Genomic DNA, 15,674 nt, shown 5'->3' with positions numbered 1-15,674 from the left:
TGGATACGCCGCATGACACTCATCCGCGCCGCGCCCGGAAGAAGGCCTTGAGCAGCGCGCTCGCCGCCTCGCCAGACGCTTCATCCTGTTCAACCTCGGACCGCCAGTGGCAGGTCGGCTGCTCGAAGAAGCGTGCCCCGTGGATGACGGCCCCGCCCTTCGGGTCGCACGCGGCGAATACCAGTTTGCCAATGCGCGCCAGGCTGATCGCCCCGGCGCACATCGCGCATGGCTCAAGCGTCACGTACATATGCAGGTCGGTCAGGCGGTAATTGCCCCGCTTTTCTGCCGCCGCACGCAGCGCGATGATTTCGGCATGCGCGGTCGGGTCATGCGCAGCGATTGGCTGGTTCGCCCCTTCGGCGACAATTTCGCCTGTCGCGGGGTCCACGATCACCGCACCCACGGGAACTTCGCCCGCTTCAGCGGCCAGGCCCGCCAGTTCCAGCGCGCGCGCCATCGGGGAGACAGTAATTGTCATCGGCCTGAGATCGCCCTACACGCCGGGAAAGTAAAGAGCAGGTGCTTTCCTCGTGCGGATCATTGCAGGCGAATTCAAGGGCCGTCCCATCGCGGCGCCAAAGGGTCAGGGCACCCGCCCGACCGGCGACCGGGCGCGCGAGGCGGTGTTCAACCTCATCGCCCACGCCACGTGGGCCCCGTCCATCGAAGGCGCCCGCGTCGTCGACCTGTTCGCCGGATCCGGCGCGCTCGGCCTCGAGGCCATGTCGCGTGGCGCTGCCTTCTGCCTGTTCGTCGAGACCGATTCGGCCGCGCGCGGCGCCATCCGCGACAATTGCGAGACGCTCGGCCTGTTCGGCACGACGCGCATCCACCGCCGGTCGGCCACCGACCTCGGCCCGAAGCCCGCCAATCTCGGCGCGCCGTTCACCCTCGCCTTCCTCGATCCGCCCTATCACAAGGCCCTGCCCGAGCCGGCACTGGCGTCGCTTGTCACAGGCGGCTGGCTGACGCAGGACGCCCTCGCTGTGGTCGAAACCGCCGCCGACGAAACACCCACCTTCGACGGCTGGACCCTTCTCGACGCACGAACCTATGGCGCAGCGCGGGTGTGGTTCCTGACCCGCGCCTAGGAATCCAGGAATTCCGTCCGCAGGTCGATGTTCGAGGTCTTCTTGCCGATATGGTGGGAATCGTCCCGCAGCCAGGCGTCGGCGGCCGCACGGCCCTGATCGCGCAGGCCGGTCAGGAAATTCCAGCTCGTGTCAAACTTCGTCGCCAGGCTGAGTTCGATCAGGTCCTGCCCGCCGCGAATGGCGTGGATATTCAGGCGGCGATATTTCTTCAGGACTGCCTCCTTCAACATGCCGCCATCAATCAGGTGCTGGACAAAGGCGATGGCCCGCAACTCGCCGATCAGCGAGGCATTGAAGCTGATCTCGTTGACACGTTCCTGGATCTCCCCGGCGCGCTTGGGGATGCCCGGCCGCGCAATCGGGTTCAGCATCACCAGCAGCACGTCCCGCGGCGCGCCCGAATAGATCAACGGGAACAGGCTCGGATTGCCGAGATAGCCGCCATCCCAATAGGCTTGTCCGTCGATCTCGACGGCCTGGAACGTCTGCGGCAGGCAAGCGGATGCCAGCACGGAATCGGCAGAAATCTCACCCTTTCCGAACACTCTCACACGACCTGTTTCCACATTCGTCGCGGACAGGAAGAGCAGGATCCCGGATGCATGCACCGCCTCAAAATCAATCTCGCTCTCGACCGTCTGGCGCAGCGGATTGAAGTTGAACGGATTGAGGTCATAGGGACTCGCAACGCTCTGCAAGGCACTGGCATAGGCAAAGGCGATGGCGCTCAGGGCGCCGTATGGTGAGGTCCGTGCGCCGCTATTGGACACGCCCCGCCAGACGGCCTCCAGCTTGGCCTTGGCCCCGGCCGGTCCGTCTGCCGTCATGCCGGCGGCCCAGGCGACGGCATTGATCGCACCGGCGGACGTCGCAGAGATCGCCGCGATATCCAGGTCTTCCTCTTCCGCCAGCCGGTCGAGCACGCCCCATGTATAGGCGCCATGGGCACCGCCGCCCTGCAGGGCCAGACTGATTGTACGCCGCTTTTGCTTTGCCATGCGAGATTCCTTGCTATGAGGTCCGGCTATAACCTGAAGGTCCTTATGTCATGACGGAAGACCGGCAGTCCTTGCCCTTGTGGCCCGTTCCTGCCGTGGGAACAGTGTGTTTTCGCGGCGATGACGTGCTTTTGATCAGGCGCGGCACGAAACCGCTGGCCGGCGAATGGTCGATTCCCGGCGGGCGAATCGAATTCGGCGAACCAACGGCCAGTGCTGCCTTGCGCGAACTGCACGAGGAAACCGCCGTTACGGCGCGCATGGTGGGCCTTGTCGACGTGGTGGACGCGATCTTCACCTCGCGCAGCACCGGCGAGACACGGCGCCACTACCTGCTGTTCGACTATGCCGCGGTGTGGCAGGCGGGCGAGCCCGTCGCTGGCGACGACGCCGCCCATGCGGAATGGATTTCGCCAGACCGCCTCGCCGCGCTCGAAATCTGGGACGAAACACGCCGGATCATCGCCGAGGCCCGGCAAATCGTTCAGGCCAGCCCAAGAATCCCTTGACCCTCCCCGGCGTCATCTGTGTGGTGTCGCCAAAATCACCCCCACAGGAGACGACCATGACCTACGCGCCCTTCGACCTGACCGGAAAAACCTGCCTCGTGACAGGCGGCAACAAGGGCATCGGGCTCGGAATGGCGGAAGCGCTTGCTGCCTCGAATGCCGATGTCGCCATCTGGGGTCGCAATGCGAAAGACAATGACAAGGCCGCCGCGAAACTGGAAGCGCTTGGCACCGGCAAGGTCGCCGCCTGGGCGGTCGATGTCGGCGAGGAAGACCAGGTCGTGAAGGCCATGGCCGACACCGAGGCCTTCTTTGGCCGGATCGACACCTGCATCGCCAATGCCGGCGTCGGGCGCGGCGCAGCGAGCTTTGAAGAGATGACGCTGGAGACCTGGCGCTACAACCACCGCATCAACATGGAAGGTGCGTTCTTCACCCTGCGCGAAGCGGCCAAATCAATGGTCAAGCGCGCCAAGGCCGGTGATCCGGGCGGCTCCCTCGTCGGGACGGCGTCGCTGGCGGGTATCGAGGGGGCCGGACGGAACCAGGCCTACGCAGCGACCAAGGGCGGACTGATTTCCATGATGAAGGCAATCGCGGTTGAGTATGGCCGCTACAACATCCGTGGCAATTCCATCCTGCCTGGCTGGATTGCCACCGACATGACCGGCGCCGCCCAGGGCAATGACACGTTCAATGCCAAGGTCATCTCGCGCGTGCCGATTCGGCGCTGGGGCGAACCGGAAGACTTCGGCGGCATCGCGGTCTACCTCGCATCCGATGCCTCGAAATACCATTCCGGCACGACACTGATCGTTGACGGCGGCTACTCCGTATTCTGAGCCGAACGGCGTCCGGACAAAAAAGGGCCGCTCCCTGGGAGCGGCCCTTTTGCGTCTCGGCGTAAACCGCCTTGCTTATTCCTGTGGTGCTTCTTCGGTCACTTCTTCGGCTGCGGCTTCCACAGCGTCCGTTGCAGCGTCAACAGCGTCGGACGCAGTGTCCATTGCCGAATCAACAGCGTCACCGGCAGCGTCAACAGCAGCCGTAGCAGCTTCAACAGTGTCGCTCTCTGCGGCAGCGTCAAGCGCTTCACCAGCAGTGTCGAGGGCTTCGTCAGCAGCAGCTGCTGCCGTATCAACAGCTTCGCTGGCCGTATCGAGCGCCGATTCGGCAGCTGGTGCTGTATCTGCTTTGGGGCTGCAAGCGGCGAGAGCCAGCGCTGCAGCGCCGATGATCATGATGTTCTTCATTCGTATTACCCCTGTTATTGGTCCAATGACCGGGACGGCCCATAGCACTTCCCGCTCATTACTAAAAGTTCATTTTGTCAGACGACCGTGTTGGCCCGGCCCTTCAGTCTCTATAGTGGAAAAAGCCCCCTCCCGGTAGGGAGAGGGCAAATTCCTGTAGGATCGGCTGCTATTCGGCATCCGGGGTCGAAGCTTCTGCTTCGACTTCAGCGTCGGCTTCGACGTCTGCTTCTACTTCTTCTTCGGCGACAACTTCGGCTTCGCCGTCACCTTGTGCTTCCACAACAACGTCCGCTTCGTCAGCGACAACAACGTCTGCTTCGTCAGCTACTGTGACTTCAGCAGCATCAGCCGCTTCAACAGTCGCTTCCGGAGCTGCCATTGCATCCGTCTCAGGACCCATGGCCATGGCACCGCCAGCGAGAAGTGCTGCAACAGCAGCGCTTGCAAAAAGTTTCGTCATAGGAGCTTCCCCTCTTTTTGACTTGTTCGGCCGATGGACAATCCGTCGGCTTGCCGCCTTATTTGACGGCAGATCGCGGCGGGATTGCGGCAAACCAAGGGCGATTGTGTCAGGTGCCGCCCAATATCATGGCGACTTGCATTGACCTTAGGGTGGGCATCTAGAGTGGCTGCACCAGAATCCATTGCAAGAAGGACATTCCCCATGGCCCTGAATACGGCTCTGACCCAGATGTTGAAAATCAAGCATCCCATCATGCTGGCCGGCATGGGAGGCGTGTCCTATGCCGAGCTCTGCGCCGCGATGTGCAATGCGGGCGGCTATGGCGTCCTTGGCATGGCCGGCACCGGGCCCGACTTCATTGCCGGCCAGATGAAACGTGTCCGCGAACTGACGGACAAGCCGTTCGGCGTCGATCTTCTTGCCGCCAGTCCCGAAAGCCTCGAGGAATCCGTCGACGTGATCATCAAGGGCGGCGCTGATTCGTTTGTCGCCGGCCTCGGCGTGCCCCTGCCGATCATGAAGCGCCTGAAGGATGCCGGCGTGAAGGTCATGGTCGTCGGCGGTGCCGTGAAACACGCAGTCAAGGCCGAGCAGGCCGGATGTGACGCAGTGATTCTGCAGGGTGGCGAAGGTGGCGGCCATACCGGCCTTGTCGGCACGCTGCCGCTTGTCGCGCAGGCGGTCGAAGCCGTGAAGATCCCCGTCATCGCTGCCGGCGGCATCTATGACGGGCGCGGCCTCGCAGCCGCCCTCGCCCTCGGTGCCTGCGGCGTCTGGATGGGCACACGCTTCATCGCATCCGAAGAGGCCCACGCCGCCAACATGTACAAGCAGGCCATCGTCAATGCAGGCGACACCGACACGACCCGCACGCGCTGCTATTCCGGCAAGCCGATGCGCTGCCGCACCAATGACTACATCAATGACTGGGAAACCCGTCCGCAGGACATCCAGCCCTTCCCGTTCCAGGCCATCCATTCGAGCCAGACGGGCGTCATTGGCGGCATCGGTGGCATTGTCGACGAGGCGAAGCTCGATCCCGACACGTCCTGTTTTGCGATGGGCCAGTCGGCTGGCGGCGTGAACGCGGTCAAGCCCGTGGCCACGATCGTCGCGGACATCATGCGCGATGCCGAAGCGGCAATCGACCGGATGGCGGGCATGAAAACGTCCGAACAGGCCTGACACGGGCGTTCTGTCCGAAACGTCCGGCGGGCAGGTCCTGGTCCCCCTCGACCGGCCGCCCGTCAACGCCCTCGACACCGGCGCGATCGAGGCGCTCCTGGGGTCCCGTCCCCGCCGGGCCGCTGGAAGTCATCCGGCATGAAGTAAGCCCCGGCCTCCTGCGGGTGCATCCCGCCTGCGCGGAACCGTCTGCGCCATCGCCTGTTGGTGTGCGGCAACCCAACACAGGAGACAGGCATGTCGAGCCAGACGGAAATCGAAAACAAGCTATGGTCGCAACTGAAGTCTGACAGGACGATCATGATCGGCCTTGCAAACGAAGGGGAAGGCGCAAGCCAGCCGATGACGGCAATCATCGAGCATGAAAGCGCCGGCCCGATCTGGATATTCTCTGCCAGCGACGTCGACCTGGTGCAGGACCTGGGCATGGACACCAAGCCGGCGACGGCGCAATTCGTGTCCAAGGGGCACGGCCTGTTCGCGACACTCCACGGCCAGCTCCAGCGTCACGACGACCAGGCTGTCGTCGATCGCCTGTGGAACCCGTTCGTTGCAGCCTGGTATGACGGGCAGCACGATCCGAAACTGCGGCTGCTGCGGCTGGAGCTCGAGCACGCGCATGTCTGGCTTAACGAGAACAGTGTGTTTGCCGGCATGAAGATGCTGTTCGGGGGCGATCCGAAGAAAGACTACAAGGACAAGACCGCAGAGATCAGCCTGTGATGCACGCCCTGCGGGCGCCGCTCAGCCTGCCGCGAACTCTGCCTTGTCGATAAGGTGGTGCAGCGGCTCGCCATTGAAGTAACGGTGCAGGTTCTCGATGAACGTGTCGTCGGCGCCGATGATCGTGCCTTGCGTCTGCGGGCTGTCATGCGGGGTCAGCGTCACGCCGGGGTGCGACCAGAGCGGGTTGTCCCTGGGCAGCGGCTCTTCCGACGCAACGTCCAGCGCCGCGTGCGCCGGGCGGCCGGCGTCGAGCGCCGCCATCAGGGCCGCCTCGTCCACCAGCGCACCGCGGCCGAGATTCATGAACAATGCATCCGGCTTCATCGCCGCGAAGAAGTCCGCATTCGCCATGCCCTCGGTTTCCGGTGTGTGCGGCAGGCACACCAGCACGACATCTGCGCCCGGCAATTCGGCCATCATCCGGTCTGGAGGCACGATCCTGTCGGCCCCTTCGGCCAGGCCCTGCGAGCGGCGCACGCCGGTCACTTCGCCGCCCAGCGCCATGACCCGCCTGCCTGTCGATGCGCCGATTGAGCCAAAGCCGACAATCAGCCATTTCGAGCGACGGATTTCGCGTGAATCGTGGCGTTCCCAATGCCCCGCCGCCTGCTGGGCGCGGTGCTTTGGTCCCTGCCGGAAAAAGTCGAGCGCCTGCCAGAGGGCCCATTCGGCCATGGCTTCCGACTGGGTATGGTTGGTTGTGAACGTCCGTGCGGCCTGGCCGATCATCACGAAGGCCGGGTTCTCGATGCCTGCCGCGGCAGACTGGAACCAGTCGAGCCGGTCGCTGCGCGCAACCGCCAGCACGAATTCGCGGACGCTCGGCCCAAAAAAGGCGTCGGCATTGCCGAAAGCGATCTCCGGTTTCGGTTCCACGACGGCTTCTCCCGTCCGCGCATTGGCGAATGCGCCGGAATCGTCCATCACGATGATATTGAGTTTGTCTTCGAAGCTCTTGAGCCTCGGGGCGATGCGCGCGAAGGTCTTCGCATGAACAAGACAGTCTTTCATGGCGCCCTGCTTAGCGCGCTCCTGTTCGCGGGTGCAAGCTCTGCCGTGGCGCAGGCTGGTATTCCCCTGCGCGGGCCGGACTATTTCCGCGACGCGGCCGAACTCGCTGCGACGCTCGGGTCGGCCCACGCGATCCGGATGCGCTGCAATGGCCGCGAGGACCAGTACTGGCGCCGCTACATGGCCGACATGCTGGCCTATGAAGCGCCGGACCGCGGCAACCTCCGCTCCGCGCTCGTCGAGGGCTTCAACAATGCCTACAGCCGCACCAGCGCGCAGTACCTGACGTGCGACAACCGCGCCGTCGAGGCCGAGGCGCGCTTCGCCCGCGCCGGCCAGGAAATTTCCGGCCGCATGGCGACCCATTACTTTCCCAAGGAAACACGCAAGCGAGGGCCGAACTGATGATGAAACCAATCCTGACAGGCGCCGCCATGCTGCTCGCGGTGTCCTGCGCATCGCTGACCCCGACCGATGCCGGCGATGACGCCCTCGCGCCGGTTGCGGATACAGCGCCACCGGCGTCCGTCGAGACAGCGGACATTGCCCCCGGCCCCGGTGACCGCATGCCCGCCGGCCACCCGATCGGCGTGCGCTCGGCTGTCGTTGCGCCCCATGCCGCCGCCGCAACCGCCCATCCTCTGGCCACGCAGACCGCCCTCGACGTGATGAAGGCTGGCGGCAGCGCCATGGACGCCGCCATCGCGGCGAACGCCATGCTCGGCCTCGTCGAGCCAACCGCCAACGGCATCGGCGGAGACCTGTTCGCCATCGTCTGGGACCCGACGACACAGCAGCTCTACGGCTATAACGGCTCCGGTCGGTCCGCCATGGGCGCCACGCTGGCAGACGTGCAGGCCAAGGCCGACACATACATGGACGGCAAGGAAATCCCGCCCTTCGGCACCGCCCCGGTCACCGTGCCCGGCACGGTCGACGCCTGGTTTGCCCTGCACGAAAAATTCGGCCGCCGCCCGATCAACATGGATCTCGAACCGGCCATCCGTTACGCCCGCGCAGGCGCGCCTGTGCCGGAAGTCATTTCCTATTACTGGAGCTTCGGCCCGAAACGGTTCGAGCCGGCCTTCGAAAGCGGCATGCTGGAAGAGTATGACAACGCAAAGAAGACCTATTTCTCGCCCATGCCCCATGAAGGCAGCCTGTTCACCAACCCGGACCTTGCCAACACGCTGGAACGCATCGCCCTGCGCGGCCGCGACGAGTTCTACAAGGGCGACACCGCCCACGTCATGGGCGCCTATTTCGAACGCATCGGCGGGCCACTTCGCTACGAAGACTTCGCCGCCCACACAGGCGAATGGGTCGAGCCGGTCTGCGTGACCTATCGCGAAGACACCAAGGTGTGCGAATTGCCGCCGAACACACAAGGCATCGCGGCCCTGCAAATGCTGCAGATGCTGGAAAAGTTCGACCTGCGCAGCATGGGCTTCGGCTCTGCCGACTCGATCATGGCGCAGGTGGAAGCCAAGCGTCTCGCCTTTGTTGACCGGGCGAGAGGCTATGCGGACCCGGCCTATTCCGACATTGACGCCGATCAGTTCCTGAACCCGGCCTATGCCCGGTTGCGCGCCTCTGCCATCGACCTGAACCAGGCCAATGCCGATGTGAACAAGGTTCCGGGTTATCTGCCTCATGCAGCCGATTCAGCCGCAGAGCAGTTACGGATTGAACAGTTCCAGGCGAAGCTCGGCGAGACGGAAACCGCGCTCGCGCAGGACGGGCTGACACAAGAGGAACAAACGGCCCTCGAGCGGACACGCGCCTGGCTCGATGCGCGGCTTGCCGAGGCCGACGCCAAGCTGAAAGACGGCGACACGACCTATCTCACCGTCACCGACAGTGACGGCATGATGGTCTCCCTGATCCAGTCGAACTATCGCGGCATGGGCTCCGGCCTTGTCGCTGACGGGCTCGGCTTCATGTTCCAGGATCGCGGCCAGCTGTTCAGCCTCGACCCGGCCCACCCCAACGTCTTCGCCCCCGGCAAGCGCCCCTTCCACACCATCATCCCGGCCTTCGCCTTCAGGAAGGACATGCCCGGTTGCCAGGCTCGCGCCGTGCCGATCGAACAGGCCTGCCCGTTCGAGCCCTGGCTCAGCTTCGGCCTGATGGGCGGCGGCATGCAGCCGCAAGGCCACGTGCAGGTGATCCTCAACCTCGTCGACTTCGACATGGGCCTGCAGGAAGCCGGCGACGCCGCGCGCTGGGAACATACCGGCGGCTGCGAGCCGACCAACGCCCTCGATGGTGACGCGTGCGAAGCCGATATCGGTGTGGTCCACCTCGAAAGCGGCATCCCGCCCGCCACCCGCGCCGAACTCGAGGCCCGCGGCCATACGGTCGAGTGCTGTTCGGCCAATGCCGGCGGTTATCAGGCCATCATGCGCGATTTCGACTCCGGCGCCTGGATCGCCGCCACCGAAATGCGCAAGGACGGCGCCGCGGATGGCTACTAAGGCCCCCTCCACCCCCCTGCCACCCCCCGAAGCGCCCCGCGACTGCCCCCTCTGCCCCCGGCTCGTGACCTATCGCGAGACGGTCTCCGCCCGCGAGCCGGACTGGTTCAACGGCGCGGTGCCGAGTTTTGGGGATGAAACCGCTCGTCTTCTGGTCGTCGGCCTCGCCCCCGGCGTGACCGGGGCCAACCGCACGGGCCGGCCCTTCACTGGCGACTGGGCGGGCGACCTTCTCTATGCGACGCTGGAAAAATTCGGTTTTTCGTCAGGCACTTACGCGGCAGACCCCGAAGATGGTCTAAAGCTGAAAAAGGCCATGATCACCAATGCGGTACGCTGCGTACCCCCGGAAAACAAGCCGATCGGCGCCGAAATCAACGCCTGCCGCCCCTTCCTGCAGTCCCGCATCGCCGCCCTGCCCGATCTCAAGGTATTGCTGTGTTTGGGAAAAATCAGCCACGATTCGACCGTGCGCACCCTGGGCCTGAAACTCAGCGCCCATCCGTTCGGCCACAACACCCGCTATGACGTTGAATTCGACGGCCGCCCCCTGACCCTGCTGTCGAGCTATCACTGCAGCCGCTACAACACGAATACGAAGCGCCTTACGCCCGAAATGTTCGAGGACGTTTTTGCCGTGGCGAAAGAAATTGTCGGCTGAAAAGCACTCATCCTGAGCGAAGTCGAAGGACGGGTGCGTGCGCACGGGCTCTCCTTCGACTTCGCTCAGGATGAGCCCTCTTGGCAGGCGGTATTGCGTCTCACCCCTCTTTCAGGATCCGCGCCTTCTGCCGCTGCCAGTCGCGCTTGGCCTCGTTCTCGCGCTTGTCGTGCGCCTTGCGGCCGGTCGCCGTACCGATCAGCAGTTTGGCGATGCCCCGATCGTTGAAATATAGCTTCAGCGGCACGATCGTGCGGCCCGCCCGTTCCACTTCCTGCGACAGCTTCGCCAGTTCCCGCTTCGACACCAGCAGCTTCCGCTTGCGCTTGGGCTCGTGGTTGAACCGGTTGGCGGCATTATAGATCGGGATGTCGCAATTGATCAGGTAGAGCCCGCCATCCTCGACGCTGGCATAGCTTTCGGCAATATTGGCCTTGCCCTGGCGCAGGGATTTCACCTCGGAACCGACCAGCATGATGCCGGCCTCCAGTGTATCCTCGACGGAATACTCCCGCCGGGAACGCCGGTTCTCTGCAACGAGGCCATCGCCCCTGCCCTTGGTCTGCGGTGTCTTTGACATGAGCCCTATCTAGGGCCTGATGCCTGCAAGTGCCATAGCTGCGTCGATGGTCTCGCAGGCGGCAGCATCCGGCTCGGTAATCGGCAGGCGCACGTCCGGCTGGCACAGGCCAAGGCGCGACAGGGCATATTTCGCCGGTCCCGGCGACGGCGCACAGAACATCGCCTTGTGCAGGGCGATCAGCTTGCGCTCGATGGCCCGCGCACCGGCCAGGTCGCCGGCCCGGAAGGCCGCGTGCATCGCGGCACAGATGTCAGGCGCCACGTTCGCCGTCACGGAAATGCAGCCGGCCCCGCCCATGGCCATGTGGCCAAGCGCATTGGGGTCCTCGCCGGACAACTGGACAAATTGCGCATCGCCGACCAGCGCAGCGTGCTGGCTGACGCGGGCAACGTCGCCGGACGCATCCTTGATCCCGACAATGTTCGGCAGCTGGGCCAGACGGGCCACGGTTGCAGGCAACAGGTCCACGATGGTCCGGCCTGGCACATTGTACAGCAGCACAGGAAGCGCCACGGCATCATTGATCGCCCGGAAATGGGCCTCGAGGCCGGCCTGGTCGGGCCGGTTGTAATAGGGGCAGACCACCAGCGCGGCATCGGCGCCAACCGCCTTGGCATGCTGGACAAGGTGAATTGCTTCGTCCGTCGCGTTCGATCCGGCCCCGGCAATCACCGGCACACGGCCTGCCGCCACCTCGACACAGAGTGTGACAACCGCCTTGTGCTCTTCGATCGACAGTGTTGAGGTCTCCCCCGTCGTGCCAACCGGCACCAGAGCACTGGACCCTCCGGCAATCTGGCGCTCCACAAGCGATGCAAACGCGTCCCGGTCAACGGCACCATTCTTGAATGGTGTGACCAGAGCTGGGATTGAGCCGTGAAACATCGTATTCTTGCCGTGATTCAAGTGTTGGTGAGACATGTTGATTACTAAGGTCTCAATGCCTTCTCACGCTTTGGCACATAAATAAACACCGGTGAAGTTTCCATGATGCGACCCTTTGTGATTTGCGTTCTTCTTGCTTTTACGGGCTTCAGCGCCGCAGCATCCGCGTTGCCGGATGCGCCCAGCCTCAAGCCGAAACGAGTCTACAGCTCGGCGGCAACCGACCCGAAAAATGCTGAAGTCCTGCACAATGCGCTGACCGCCGCCCGGCGCTATGACTGGAACGAAGTGGCCCGACTGCAAAATCAGGCAACCGATCCGGCTGTCCGCGATCTCATCATCTGGACCCGCGCGAGCGAAGGCGTTCCCGGCATGGGCTTCGATGAAGTGTCCGGCGCGCTCGACGCCTTGCCGACCTGGCCGAAGACTGACCGGATGCGCAAGCGCGCCGAGGAAATCATCGATGAGTCCTCGCTCAGCCACACGGATCGGATCGCCTGGCTGACCCAGTCCGGCCCGCGCACGGGCGCCGGCAAGATCGCGCTCGCCCGCAGCTACCGGGCCGTCGGCATGCCGGAAAAGGCCGAACCGCTGATCAAGGATGCCTGGCACAACAACTCGATGGAACGCGACCTCGAACGCATCGTGCTGGCCACCTATGGCGGCATGCTGACCGAGGCCGACCACCGGGCCCGCGTCGAGTTCCTGCTGTGGACCAACCAGCGCACGGCCGCGAAAAACCTGAAGCCCCTGCTCAGTTCCGACTATCGCAAGCTGGTTGATGCCCGCATCGCGCTGGCCGGGCGCGGGCGCAACGTCGATGCGCTGGTCGATGCCGTGCCAGCTGCGCTGCAGAATAATCCGGGTCTGCTGTACGATCGCGCCCGCTGGCGCCGGACCCATAACAACCAGGAAGGCGCGACGCCGCTGCTGGTCGCCATCAACGCCAACGACATTCCGCGCGCCGGGCTCTCGAAACTCTGGGACGAGCGCAATGTCGCCATGCGCCAGGACCTGAAGGATGCCAACTGGGCGCGCGCCTACCAACTGGCCGCCCCGCACGGCATGACCGGGGGCTCCGATTTCGCTGACGCGGAATGGGTCGCTGGCTGGATCGCCCTGCGGCTGAACGACAATCCCGAACGCAGCCTGAAACACTTCCAGGACATGACCGCCAGCGTCACGACCCCGATCAGCACGTCGCGCGGGCAATATTGGGCCGGCCGGGCAGAAGACACGCTCGGCATGGCAGACGAAGCGACCGTTTCCTACAGGGCCGCCGCGGAAAGCAAGTTCACCTATTACGGACAGCTCGCAGCAGAACGCCTTGGCGACAGGATGATTTCCTTCGCGGCATCGACAGAACCGACACCGCAGGACATCGCCGCGTTCGAAGCCCTGCCGCTGGTCAAGGCCCTGCGCCTGCTCGGCGAGGCCGGCGAGACGACCATGTTCCGGGAGTTCGCCTACCACCTCGACGACGAGCTCACGTCCGAGTCTGACTTCATCCTGCTCTCGCGCCTGGCAACCGAATACCAGGTGCCGGACATCGGTGTGCGCGGTGCCAAGGCAGGCCTCGCCAAGGGCATCGTCGCCACTGATGCTGCCTATCCTGTGGTCTCCTACCCGATGCTGCGCGAGCCGCGTGTCGAGCGCCCGCTGATGCTCGCCCTGTCCCGCCAGGAAAGCGAAATGAACCCGAATGCCATCAGCCATGTCGGCGCACGCGGCCTGATGCAGTTCATGCCTGCGACGGCGAAATCCGAAGCGCGCATGAGCGGCCTGCCCTATCGCACGTCCTGGCTGACGGATGATCCGGGCTACAACATGACCCTCGGCGGCCAGCACCTGGACACCCTGCTCTCGCGCTTTGGCGGCAGCTATATCATGACAGCGGCGGCCTATAATGCCGGCCCCAGCCGTCCGCGCCAATGGATCCAGGATTATGGCGATCCGCGCACCGGCCAGGTCGACCCGATCGACTGGGTCGAATTCATCCCGTTTTCGGAAACGCGCAACTATGTCCAGCGCGTGCTCGAGAACACGCAGGTCTACCGTCAGCGCCTCTCCGGCACGCCGGTCGACATCCAGCTTTCGGAAGACCTGAAACGCGGACAGGACTAGGCATCACGCCCTGATACGGCCCTTGGCAGGGCGTGAAACTCTAGTAGGGTCGCGCCAGACCAATTCAGGAGTTTTCCGCGATGTTCCGCCCCGCCGCCTTGACCGCCCTCGCCCTTGTCCTTGCCGCCTGCGGAGGACCAGGCAGCGGCACTGCGCCGGACACGTCCGCTGACACCACGCCAGCGAAGACCCAGGCCGCCGCCACCAACCCGGACGGCACCAGTGTGGCGCCCGCCAGCGCAGCCTCCACCACGCCGCTGCCCAAGGCAGACCCCGCCCTGATCGAGATCTACAAGCGCCTTCACGCCGCCCCTGAACTCTCGTTCAAGGAGGCCAAGACATCTGCCATCCTCGCCAGCGAGCTGCAGTCGCTCGGGTTCAACGTCACCACCGGCGTCGGCCAGAACTGGGTCACCGACAAGGCCATCCGCGATGTCGGCGGCGTGAAGGACGGTGTCGGCGGCTATGGCGTGGTTGGCGTGTTCGAGAACGGCAAGGGGCCGACCATCCTGATCCGGACCGACATGGACGCCCTGCCGGTGCCGGAACAGACCGGCTTCCCCTTCGCCTCCAAGGTCAAATCGGAAACCTGGACCGGTGTCGAAAGCCCGGTCATGCATGCCTGCGGCCACGATGTGCACATGACGGTGTGGATCGGCACGGCCCGCGAAATGATTGCGAAAAAGAACAAGTGGAAGGGCACGCTGGTCATGATCGCCCAGCCTGCCGAAGAGATCGGCCTTGGCGCCGAAGCCATGCTGGCCGACGGCCTGTACACCCGGTTCCCGCAGCCTGACTACAACCTCGCCATGCACGTCTCGGCGGGGGCACCGGCTGGCACCATCAACTATTCACGCGGCTTCGCCCTTGCCAATGTCGACAGTGTCGACGTGAAGGTGAAGGGCGTCGGCGGCCATGGCGCCTACCCGCACACGACCCGGGACCCGATCCTTGTCGCATCGAACATTGTGGTCGCCCTGCAGAGCCTGGTCTCGCGCAACACCGATCCACAGGACAGCGCCGTGGTCACGGTCGGTTCGTTCAAGGCCGGCGCCAAGCACAACATCATCCCGGACGAGGCAACGCTGCTGATCACCGTGCGGTCCTATGACGACAACACGCGCAAGATGCTGCTCGACGGCATCGCCCGCATCGCGAAGGCCGAGGCCGCAGCATACGATGCACCGGAACCCGAAGTCACCGTCGAAACCGACTACACGCCCGCCACCTATAACGACCCGGCCACCACTGACCGGGTCATGAAGGCCGTGTCAAAGGAACTCGGCGCCGCCAATGTGAAAGAGGTCAAACCCGTCATGGGCGGAGAAGATTTCAGCCAGTATTCCCGGACGGCGGAGAAAATCCCGAGCGTCATCTTCTGGGTCGGCGCCGTGGACCCGGCAAAATATGCCGCGTCCCGGAATGGCGGACCGTCCCTGCCCTCGCTCCACTCCTCCACCTTCGCGCCCGCCTATGACCCGACCATCGCCACTGGCGTTGAGTCCATGACCACTGCGGCGATCGAGCTCTTCAAGGACTAGGCAAAAACGACGTCTCTGGCCCGGACGGCATCTTGCCTTCCGGGCGATGGTTCGCTACACCCCTTTTGCTCATAGTGCGCATAAGTATCGCAGAAGCGGCGCGTGAGAGCCCCAATTCCAGACGTTTGAAGGAAATCCTTGAAACTGACGGCTCAAGG

The 15,674-nt window shown here is 64.1% G+C and carries 17 protein-coding genes; 10 read left to right on the top strand and 7 right to left on the bottom strand.

Annotation, left to right across the window (positions count from 1 at the left end):
* Positions 1-19: 19 nt before the first annotated feature.
* On the bottom strand, positions 20-481 hold the full coding sequence (locus HJO_RS13390) for a nucleoside deaminase (protein WP_241764750.1): 462 nt from the start codon (positions 479-481) through the stop codon (positions 20-22).
* Positions 482-533: 52 nt separating this feature from the next.
* Between HJO_RS13390 and rsmD the strand changes: the two genes are divergently transcribed.
* Positions 534-1,094: a 16S rRNA (guanine(966)-N(2))-methyltransferase RsmD gene (gene rsmD, locus HJO_RS13385; RefSeq protein ID WP_035617649.1), complete on the top strand. Its 561-nt coding sequence runs from the start codon at positions 534-536 to the stop codon at positions 1,092-1,094.
* Here the strand turns inward: rsmD and HJO_RS13380 are convergent.
* Positions 1,091-2,095 carry a patatin-like phospholipase family protein gene (locus tag HJO_RS13380; RefSeq protein WP_035617646.1) on the bottom strand — a complete coding sequence of 335 codons (1,005 nt, stop codon included), beginning with the start codon at positions 2,093-2,095 and terminating at the stop codon, positions 1,091-1,093. The genes rsmD and HJO_RS13380 overlap by 4 nt on opposite strands.
* 50 nt (positions 2,096-2,145) lie before the next feature.
* Here HJO_RS13380 and HJO_RS13375 point away from each other — a divergent pair, with 50 nt between their 5' ends.
* Together HJO_RS13375 and HJO_RS13370 are read left to right on the top strand one after the other, a co-directional pair.
* Positions 2,146-2,604, top strand: a complete 459-nt coding sequence (locus HJO_RS13375) for an NUDIX hydrolase (RefSeq protein ID WP_035617644.1) — start codon at positions 2,146-2,148, stop codon at positions 2,602-2,604.
* A gap of 56 nt (positions 2,605-2,660) precedes the next feature.
* Positions 2,661-3,446 (top strand): SDR family NAD(P)-dependent oxidoreductase, encoded by a 786-nt coding sequence (locus HJO_RS13370; RefSeq protein ID WP_035617642.1) that lies wholly within the window; start codon positions 2,661-2,663, stop codon positions 3,444-3,446.
* Positions 3,447-3,521: 75 nt separating this feature from the next.
* Here HJO_RS13370 and HJO_RS13365 read toward each other — a convergent pair whose 3' ends face one another.
* Both HJO_RS13365 and HJO_RS13360 read right to left on the bottom strand, forming a co-directional pair.
* Positions 3,522-3,857 (bottom strand): hypothetical protein, encoded by a 336-nt coding sequence (locus HJO_RS13365; protein WP_051618607.1) that lies wholly within the window; start codon positions 3,855-3,857, stop codon positions 3,522-3,524.
* A 169-nt stretch (positions 3,858-4,026) separates the two neighbouring features.
* The gene (locus HJO_RS13360; protein WP_035617640.1) at positions 4,027-4,320 is read right to left on the bottom strand and encodes a hypothetical protein; all 294 of its coding nucleotides are present in this window, start codon (positions 4,318-4,320) and stop codon (positions 4,027-4,029) included.
* Positions 4,321-4,524: 204 nt separating this feature from the next.
* Here HJO_RS13360 and HJO_RS13355 point away from each other — a divergent pair, with 204 nt between their 5' ends.
* Both HJO_RS13355 and HJO_RS13350 read left to right on the top strand, forming a co-directional pair.
* Entirely contained in the window at positions 4,525-5,508 is a 984-nt protein-coding gene (locus HJO_RS13355) for an NAD(P)H-dependent flavin oxidoreductase (RefSeq protein WP_035617638.1), read from the top strand.
* Between the two features lie 237 nt (positions 5,509-5,745).
* Complete coding sequence (locus tag HJO_RS13350) at positions 5,746-6,231, top strand: pyridoxamine 5'-phosphate oxidase family protein (RefSeq protein WP_035617636.1); 486 nt, start codon at positions 5,746-5,748, stop codon at positions 6,229-6,231.
* A gap of 21 nt (positions 6,232-6,252) precedes the next feature.
* On the opposite strand, the gene HJO_RS13345 is transcribed toward HJO_RS13350, so the two are convergent.
* Entirely contained in the window at positions 6,253-7,245 is a 993-nt protein-coding gene (locus HJO_RS13345; protein ID WP_051618606.1) for a D-2-hydroxyacid dehydrogenase, read from the bottom strand.
* Here HJO_RS13345 and HJO_RS18550 point away from each other — a divergent pair.
* From HJO_RS18550 to HJO_RS13330, 3 genes are read left to right on the top strand one after another with little or no spacing between them, the layout of a single operon-like run.
* Positions 7,225-7,650: a TIGR02301 family protein gene (locus HJO_RS18550; protein ID WP_035617633.1), complete on the top strand. Its 426-nt coding sequence runs from the start codon at positions 7,225-7,227 to the stop codon at positions 7,648-7,650. The two genes, HJO_RS13345 and HJO_RS18550, sit on opposite strands and share 21 nt — an antisense overlap.
* Positions 7,650-9,722 (top strand): gamma-glutamyltransferase family protein, encoded by a 2,073-nt coding sequence (locus HJO_RS13335; protein ID WP_035617632.1) that lies wholly within the window; start codon positions 7,650-7,652, stop codon positions 9,720-9,722. The genes HJO_RS18550 and HJO_RS13335 overlap by 1 nt, the downstream gene beginning before the upstream one ends.
* A complete protein-coding gene (locus tag HJO_RS13330) occupies positions 9,712-10,383 on the top strand; it encodes a uracil-DNA glycosylase (protein WP_035617630.1) in 672 nt (223 codons plus the stop codon). Before HJO_RS13335 ends, HJO_RS13330 begins: the two co-directional genes overlap by 11 nt.
* Positions 10,384-10,483: 100 nt before the next feature.
* Here the strand turns inward: HJO_RS13330 and smpB are convergent, their stop codons facing one another.
* Both smpB and dapA read right to left on the bottom strand, forming a co-directional pair.
* A complete protein-coding gene (smpB, locus tag HJO_RS13325; protein WP_035617628.1) occupies positions 10,484-10,963 on the bottom strand; it encodes an SsrA-binding protein SmpB in 480 nt (159 codons plus the stop codon).
* 9 nt (positions 10,964-10,972) lie between these two features.
* The gene (gene dapA / locus HJO_RS13320; protein WP_035617809.1) at positions 10,973-11,851 is read right to left on the bottom strand and encodes a 4-hydroxy-tetrahydrodipicolinate synthase; all 879 of its coding nucleotides are present in this window, start codon (positions 11,849-11,851) and stop codon (positions 10,973-10,975) included.
* A 102-nt stretch (positions 11,852-11,953) separates the two neighbouring features.
* Between dapA and HJO_RS13315 the strand changes: the two genes are divergently transcribed.
* Together HJO_RS13315 and HJO_RS13310 are read left to right on the top strand one after the other, a co-directional pair.
* Positions 11,954-13,975, top strand: a complete 2,022-nt coding sequence (locus HJO_RS13315; RefSeq protein WP_035617625.1) for a lytic transglycosylase domain-containing protein — start codon at positions 11,954-11,956, stop codon at positions 13,973-13,975.
* Between the two features lie 80 nt (positions 13,976-14,055).
* On the top strand, positions 14,056-15,516 hold the full coding sequence (locus tag HJO_RS13310) for a M20 metallopeptidase family protein (RefSeq protein ID WP_084142005.1): 1,461 nt from the start codon (positions 14,056-14,058) through the stop codon (positions 15,514-15,516).
* Positions 15,517-15,674 lie beyond the last annotated feature (158 nt).

This window comes from Hyphomonas johnsonii MHS-2, assembly GCF_000685275.1.
GTDB classification, from domain to species: domain Bacteria; phylum Pseudomonadota; class Alphaproteobacteria; order Caulobacterales; family Hyphomonadaceae; genus Hyphomonas; species Hyphomonas johnsonii.
Note: the sequence above shows the minus strand (reverse complement) of the source record. Positions and strands in the feature narration are given on the sequence as shown.

Bases quoted from the DNA above. Each gene is read 5' to 3' on its own strand.
- HJO_RS13390 (WP_241764750.1), bottom strand. From the start codon at position 481: ATGACAATTACTGTCTCCCCGATGGCGCGCGCGCTGGAACTGGCGGGC.
- HJO_RS13380 (WP_035617646.1), bottom strand. From the start codon at position 2,095: ATGGCAAAGCAAAAGCGGCGTACAATCAGTCTGGCCCTGCAGGGCGGC.
- HJO_RS13375 (WP_035617644.1), top strand. From the start codon at position 2,146: ATGACGGAAGACCGGCAGTCCTTGCCCTTGTGGCCCGTTCCTGCCGTG.
- HJO_RS13370 (WP_035617642.1), top strand. From the start codon at position 2,661: ATGACCTACGCGCCCTTCGACCTGACCGGAAAAACCTGCCTCGTGACA.
- HJO_RS13365 (WP_051618607.1), bottom strand. From the start codon at position 3,857: ATGAAGAACATCATGATCATCGGCGCTGCAGCGCTGGCTCTCGCCGCT.
- HJO_RS13360 (WP_035617640.1), bottom strand. From the start codon at position 4,320: ATGACGAAACTTTTTGCAAGCGCTGCTGTTGCAGCACTTCTCGCTGGC.
- HJO_RS13355 (WP_035617638.1), top strand. From the start codon at position 4,525: ATGGCCCTGAATACGGCTCTGACCCAGATGTTGAAAATCAAGCATCCC.
- HJO_RS13350 (WP_035617636.1), top strand. From the start codon at position 5,746: ATGTCGAGCCAGACGGAAATCGAAAACAAGCTATGGTCGCAACTGAAG.
- HJO_RS18550 (WP_035617633.1), top strand. From the start codon at position 7,225: ATGAACAAGACAGTCTTTCATGGCGCCCTGCTTAGCGCGCTCCTGTTC.
- HJO_RS13345 (WP_051618606.1), bottom strand. From the start codon at position 7,245: ATGAAAGACTGTCTTGTTCATGCGAAGACCTTCGCGCGCATCGCCCCG.
- HJO_RS13335 (WP_035617632.1), top strand. From the start codon at position 7,650: ATGATGAAACCAATCCTGACAGGCGCCGCCATGCTGCTCGCGGTGTCC.
- HJO_RS13330 (WP_035617630.1), top strand. From the start codon at position 9,712: ATGGCTACTAAGGCCCCCTCCACCCCCCTGCCACCCCCCGAAGCGCCC.
- smpB (WP_035617628.1), bottom strand. From the start codon at position 10,963: ATGTCAAAGACACCGCAGACCAAGGGCAGGGGCGATGGCCTCGTTGCA.
- dapA (WP_035617809.1), bottom strand. From the start codon at position 11,851: ATGTTTCACGGCTCAATCCCAGCTCTGGTCACACCATTCAAGAATGGT.
- HJO_RS13315 (WP_035617625.1), top strand. From the start codon at position 11,954: ATGATGCGACCCTTTGTGATTTGCGTTCTTCTTGCTTTTACGGGCTTC.
- HJO_RS13310 (WP_084142005.1), top strand. From the start codon at position 14,056: ATGTTCCGCCCCGCCGCCTTGACCGCCCTCGCCCTTGTCCTTGCCGCC.